This is a genomic window from Micromonospora sp. NPDC048843 (assembly GCF_040649965.1).
Taxonomy (GTDB): Bacteria; Actinomycetota; Actinomycetes; order Mycobacteriales; family Micromonosporaceae; genus Micromonospora; species Micromonospora hortensis.
Genome location: NZ_JBEZGJ010000278.1, coordinates 1 through 6,457, shown reverse-complemented (window position 1 = coordinate 6,457; position 6,457 = coordinate 1). Strand labels below are relative to the sequence as shown.

At 67.7% G+C, this 6,457-nt stretch carries 3 protein-coding genes and 1 pseudogene; 2 read left to right on the top strand and 2 right to left on the bottom strand.

Going from position 1 to position 6,457, the window contains the following annotated elements; all coding sequences use genetic code 11:
• Nucleotides 1–635, bottom strand: a 635-nt coding sequence (locus AB0C20_RS34405) for an endo-1,4-beta-xylanase (protein WP_357569569.1), incomplete at its 3' end; no start/stop codon positions are given.
• Between the two features lie 329 nt (nt 636–964).
• Nucleotides 965–2,740, bottom strand: a complete 1,776-nt coding sequence (locus tag AB0C20_RS34400; protein ID WP_357186504.1) for a family 43 glycosylhydrolase — start codon at nt 2,738–2,740, stop codon at nt 965–967.
• 685 nt (nt 2,741–3,425) lie between these two features.
• Here AB0C20_RS34400 and AB0C20_RS34395 point away from each other — a divergent pair.
• Together AB0C20_RS34395 and AB0C20_RS34390 are read left to right on the top strand one after the other, a co-directional pair.
• Nucleotides 3,426–5,756, top strand: coding sequence for a beta-L-arabinofuranosidase domain-containing protein (locus AB0C20_RS34395; protein WP_357569568.1), 2,331 nt, complete (start codon nt 3,426–3,428; stop codon nt 5,754–5,756).
• A 160-nt stretch (nt 5,757–5,916) separates the two neighbouring features.
• Nucleotides 5,917–6,457, top strand: a pseudogene (locus tag AB0C20_RS34390) (superoxide dismutase); the annotation flags it as partial.

Here is a 6,457-nt window from a genome sequence, read left to right as displayed (position 1 = left end):
TTCGCGTTGATCCCGTCGGTGTTGTAGTCGTTGTAACACAACTTCGCACCCGGATCCGCCGCCCGCGCCGCCCGGAACGCCGCCTCGATCCAGTCGTTGCCCGTGCGCTGCAGGTTCGAGTCACGACGCGCCCCGGAGTTACCGTCGGCGAACGCCTCGTTCACCACATCCCACGAATGAATCTTCCCGCGGAAGTGCGTCGCGACCTGGGTGACGTGGTTGATCGCGGCGTTACGCAACGCGCTGCCGGACATGTTCTGCGCCCAGCCCGGCTGCTGCTGGTACCACAGCAACGCATGACCCCGAACGCTCATGCCATTGGCCTGCGCGTGACTGACCAGACGGTCACCACCGGTGTACCGGAACTGGCCCTGCTGCGGCTCGGTGGCGTCCCACTTCATCTCGTTCTCGGCCACGACACTGTTGAACTCACGGTTCAAGATCGTCGCGTACACGCTGGTGGACAGCTTGCCCGTCGCGACGGCCGCGCCGAAATAGCGACCCTTCTCGGCCGCCGAGGCACGGAGGGTGGTGCCGGCGCTGGCCGAGGTGGTCAGCGCCATCGTCATACCCGCGGCAAGGGCGCCGGTGACCGCGACGGTCACCGCCGCCCGCAGAACTCTTCTGTGCTTCATGCGGATTCCTTCTCTGTGGTGGTGCAGCGATGGAGGCGCAGCGCCCGAATCTGCTCCTGCGACGTTGGCGACGGCAGCACCCATCGCCGTCGCGGCAGCAGTGCGGGGAATCCTGACCCGACGTCCGGCATGCCCTGGGCGGACGTCGCGCTCCGAGGGGCCGCAGCAGGTTCGCCCGGTGAACCACAGGTGCGGCCGCCCTCAACCATCGACTGTGAGCGATAACATGCCGTTCGTCAAGTCGTAACCAGACGCACCGAACACGGGTCGTTCCGGTGGGACACGCGTCGCTGCCGGAGCCGCGCCGAGCACGGCCCCGGCAGCGCCCGTCACTGGAACGAGGCGTCGTCGACGAGGAGACTGTCGGTGCCCTCGGCCGTCTCGACGTAGAAGGCGGCGTTGGTCAGGGTGCCGCTCCACGACACGCTCGCGGTGCCGGTGAGCTGTGTCCAGCCGTTGACGTTCACTCCCACCGCCGGCGTCAGCTGCAGATAGTTCGTCGTGCCGTTCGCGGTCAGCGACAGCGTCGCCTTCGCCGACGGGGTGCCGCTCTGTGCTCGTACCCAGACGTTTGTGGTGTAGCTCTTACCGTTGGTGAGCTTGGCGGCCACGTCCTGACTGGGGCCGTTCCAGGCACCGGTCCGGCCGGTGATCGACAGCGACCCGCTGCCGCCGTGCGCGACTGTGGTGTTCCTGGCGAGCGTTCCGCTGCCGTGCACACCCCAACCCGTCGTGCCGTTCTCCACGTCGCCGTTGGTGATCAGGTTGGCGCTGCCGCCGCCGGTGCCGCTGAACTGCCACCAGTTGATGTTGAACAGGTTGCCGCTGCCGCCGGCGAAGCGCAGGTAGAGATCATGGGTGCCGGTCGCGCCGCTGACCGCGCAGGTGCTGGTGGTCCAGGTCTGCCAGCCGCCGGTGCCACCCACGGTGCAGGTACCAACGGTTGGGCCGGTGGCGCTGTCGAGGCGCACCTCGATCCGACCGCCGCTGGTTGCCGACGCGACCCGGGCGCTGAACGCTGTCGCACCCGCGCCGAACGCGACGCCCTTGACCTTGATGTAGTCGCCGTTCTCGATCCAACCGACGTTCATCCCGCCCTCGCTGGACGCCTCGGTCTCGATCCCCGAGCCCCACGCGATCGTCTCGGCCTCCTGTCGCACGTACGGGTTCAGCGTGCCCACCTGCGGGGCACCGGTGGTCGTCATGGTGATCGTCGGGAACAGGCCACTGCTGGTGTAACTGAACTTCTCCACAGCGACCGAACGGGTGTAACCACTGCCGCCGGGCAACGCCCCGTTGTGATAGAAGAAATACGAACCACCCTGGAAATCAATGACACCAGCGTGATTGGTGAAGCTGGCACCCTGCCGCGGCATGATCGTTCCCCGATATGTCCACGGCCCCGTCGGCCCGGTCGCAGTGGAGTACGCGATGAACTCCGAGCAGCACTCCGCCGCGAACACGTTGTAGTACAACCCGTTGCGCTTGAACACCCACGGCCCCTCCTCGTACAGCGTCGGCCGACTCGCATTACCGTTGCGGGTACCGAATCCCGCCGTCGTGAGTGGAATGCGTGTCGCGCTGCCGGAGAACGAGATCATGTCCGGGTTCAATTTCACGTACCACAGACCCGGGTTACCCCAGTACAGATACGCCTGCCCGTCATCGTCGATGAACGCGTGCGGGTCGATCTCGTTGTTGCCGACCAGTGGTCGACCGAGCGCGTCGCGAAACGGCCCGGTCGGGCTGTCGGCGACGCCGACGCCGATGACCATCTGCCCATTGGAGCGCTGGCGCACCGGCACGTACCAGTAGAACTTTCCGTTACGCGCAACGACCTGTCCGGCCCACGCGTTGGCGTCCGCCCACGCGAACGTCGCCAGATTCATCGGCGATCCGTGATCGGTCCAGTTCACCATGTCGGCGGACGAGTACACCCGCCACTCACGCATTGTGAAATAGGTGGACCCGTCCTCGTCATGGCCGGTGTAGAGGTAGACCCGGCCGTTGTGCACCATCGGCGCCGGGTCGGCGGTGTAGATGTTCTGGACGATGGGGTTGTCGGCCCTGGCCGTACCCGGGATCAGTGCGAGGAGACAGGCCATGCTTGCGAGCCAGGCGATGGCGCGCCTGGTCCGGCGAGCGGCCCGGGTTGCGGTTCGATCCTTCACGTTCACGATTACTCCCACAGAGAGTGCGCCGTGCGCGATGTTGACTGGACGAGCCGCCGCCGTCCTGACGGCCACTCGAACGGGCTTTGTCGTTCAGAAACCGATCATTGACCGGCAGTCGTGTTAGCGCTAACAGCTTTCGGCGAATGCCCCCTCCCCCATCTGACCTGCATCTTTGTGAGGCGCGGGATGACCGTCGTAGCCCATCGCAGCATTGAGGTATCGACGTTGACATCGAAGATTTACGATGCACGGTACTGAGCGACCGGAGGGGCGTCAACGGCGGAGACATCGAGTCAGCCGTCACGCACGGTAACGCTTCGGTGATCGCGAGCCCGGCGAACGTCCGCTTCGGGCCACAGCCGCCACCGGCCCCGATGACCCGGGCCAGGTCGTCGCGGGAATGGGTCGGCGAGGTGCCCCGGGGGTTGCGGGCGTGTTAACGACGAACTATGTTAGCGATCACATCGATGTGCCGCGATAGCGCCAGGGATGGGCACCCGGCGTTCACGGCGACCGCGTCCCACCACCCGCACCGCACCGTCGCCGGCTCTCTGCCGCCGACGATCCGCCGCCATCGATGGCGGCCCCGACGTACCCGGCCACCTGGAGGTTCCCCATGCCACCCCTGCCCCTCAGCCGCCGTCACCTGCTCCAGGCCGCCGGAGCCACCGTGGTGGTCTCCGCAACCGGCGTCGCCGTCTCCCCCGGGAGCGCGTCCGCAGCCGTCGTGCCCCCGGTCCGGTCCGACATCGGCGTCTCGGCGTACGCGTTCGACCCGGGTCAGGTACGACTCAGCTCCGGCCGTTGGATGGACAACCAGACCCGGACGCTCAACTACCTGCGGTTCGTCGACGTCGACCGGATGCTCTACAACTTCCGCGCCAACCACCGGCTGTCCACGAACGGCGCCGCCACCAACGGGGGCTGGGACGCGCCGAACTTCCCGTTCCGGACCCACATGCAGGGCCACTTCCTGAGCGCGTGGGCGTACGCGTACGCGGTGCTGGGCGACACGACCTGCCGGGACAAGGCGAACTACATGGTCGCCGAGTTGGCCAAGTGCCAGGCGAACAACGGTGCCGCCGGGTTCGGCGCGGGTTACCTCTCCGGCTTCCCGGAGTCCGACTTCACGGCGCTCGAGGCTCGGACGTTGTCCAACGGCAACGTGCCCTACTACTGCATCCACAAGACCCTCGCCGGTCTGCTCGACGTCTGGCGCTACATCGGCAACACCCAGGCCCGTACGGTGCTGCTGTCCCTCGCCGGCTGGGTCGACACCCGGACCAGTCGGCTGAGCTCCAGCCAGATGCAGTCGATGCTGGGCACCGAGTTCGGGGGCATGAACGACGTGCTCGCCGACATCTACCAGCAGACCGGTGACAGCCGGTGGCTCGCCGCCGCGCAGCGGTTCGACCACGCCGGCGTGTTCGACCCGCTGGCCAACAACCAGGACCAGCTCAACGGCAAGCACGCCAACACGCAGGTGCCCAAGTGGATCGGCGCGGCCCGGGAGTTCAAGGCCACCGGGACCACCCGTTACCGGAACATCGCCAGCAACGCGTGGAACATCACCGTCGGCGCGCACACCTACGCCATCGGCGGCAACAGCCAGGCAGAGCACTTCCGGCCGCCGAACGCCATCGCCGGCTACCTCAGCAACGACACCTGCGAACAGTGCAACACGTTCAACATGCTCAAGCTGACGCGCGAGCTGTGGCTGCTCGACCCGAGCCGGGCGGACTACTTCGACTTCTATGAGCGCGCGCTGCTCAACCACCTGATCGGCGGGCAGAACCCGGCCGACAGCCACGGCCACATCACCTACTTCACCCCGCTGCGGCCGGGTGGTCGTCGGGGCGTGGGCCCAGCGTGGGGTGGCGGCACCTGGAGCACCGACTACAACTCGTTCTGGTGCTGCCAGGGCACCGGCCTGGAGATCAACACAAGGTTGATGGACTCCATCTACTTCTACAACGGCACCACGCTGAGCGTGAACCTGTTCACGCCGTCGGTGCTGAACTGGACGCAGCGCGGCATCACTGTCACCCAGACCACCAGCTTCCCGGTCAGTGACACCAGCACCCTGACCCTGAGCGGCTCGATGAGCGGGTCGTGGAGCATCCGGGTGCGGATCCCGTCCTGGACCAGCGGCGCCACGATCGCCGTCAACGGCGCTGTGGAGAACGTCACCACCACACCGGGCAGCTACGCCACTGTCACGCGTACCTGGGCCGCGGGCGACACCATCACCGTGCGGCTGCCGATGCAGGTCGCCGTCAAGGCCGCCAACGACAACGCCAACGTCGGCGCGGTCACGTACGGCCCGACGGTGCTGGCCGGCAACTACGGCAACACGGCCCTGAGCACCCTGCCCACCCTCACCGCCTCCTCGATCACCCGGACCAGCACCAGCTCGCTCGCGTTCACCGCCAGCGCGAACGGGTCCACTGTGAACCTCGGGCCCTTCTACGACGCCCACGGCTTCAACTACACGGTCTACTGGAACACCACCGGTAGCGGCGGCAGCAGCAGCTACCGCCTGCAGAACGTCGGCACCGGGCTGGTCCTCGGCGTGCAGAACATGTCCACCGCCGACGGTGGTCTGGCCGTCCAGTGGAGCGACAGCGGCACCGCCGACCACAACTGGGTGGTCGTGACCGACGGCAACGCGGTCCGGTTCCGCAACGTCCACAGCGGCAAGGTGCTGGGTGTGGAGAACATGTCCACCGCCGACAACGCACGGGTCCTGCAGTGGGCGGACAACGGCACCGCCGACCACCGGTGGATCCTCGTGGACAACGGCGACGGGACCTACAAGATCCGCAACGTCAACAGCAACAAGCTGCTCGGGATCCTGAACGGGTCGACCGCCTGGGGAGCACAGGCCGTGCAGGATCCGGACAACGGCAGCGCTGACAACCGGTGGAGGCTGGTCCGCAACGCCTGATTTCCGCCCCGCTCGACGGGCTCACCGGCGCGGCCACCCGAAGGCCGCGCCGGTGACGCCGAGCGGGCGCCCGCCAGCGGTCGTACAGTGGGGAAGGTCCTGGCCCCAGTGAACGTGGCGGACGTGTCGGCTCGTGCCGCTTCCGCCCGGAAGGAGCACAGTGAACCGCCCCCTCCGCACCACGCTCGGCGGCGCGTTGACCGCCGCCCTGCTGGCCACCGTCGCCGTCGCGCCGGCGCAGGCGCACCCCGCAAACCGGCCGCCAACCGTCCTCGCCCTCCCCGACGGGTTCCAGCCCGAGGGCATCGCCACCGCCGGCCGGTACGCCTACTTCGGCTCCCGCGCCACCGGTGCCATCCAGCGCGTCGACCTGATCACCGGACGGGGCACGACGATCGGCGCGGCCACCGGCACGCCGTCGCTCGGCCTCAAGGTCGACCCACGTGGCCGGCTCTTCGTCTCCGGTGGCACGGCTGGCGACGCTCGCGTGCTCGACACCCGCACCGGCGAGGTGCTGGCCCGCTACCAGTTCGCCACCGCCCCGACGTTCGTCAACGACGTCGTGCTGACCCGCGACGCGGCATACTTCACCGACTCGAACCGACCGGTGCTCTACCGGCTGCCGCTCGGTCGCCATGGGGCGCTGCCGCCCGCCGACGCCTTCACCACGATCACCCTGACCGGCGCGTACGAGCAGGTCG

Excerpts from the sequence above, each read along its gene's own strand:
- AB0C20_RS34395 (WP_357569568.1), top strand. The coding sequence starts at position 3,426 with ATGCCACCCCTGCCCCTCAGCCGCCGTCACCTGCTCCAGGCCGCCGGA.
- AB0C20_RS34400 (WP_357186504.1), bottom strand. The coding sequence starts at position 2,740 with ATGGCCTGTCTCCTCGCACTGATCCCGGGTACGGCCAGGGCCGACAAC.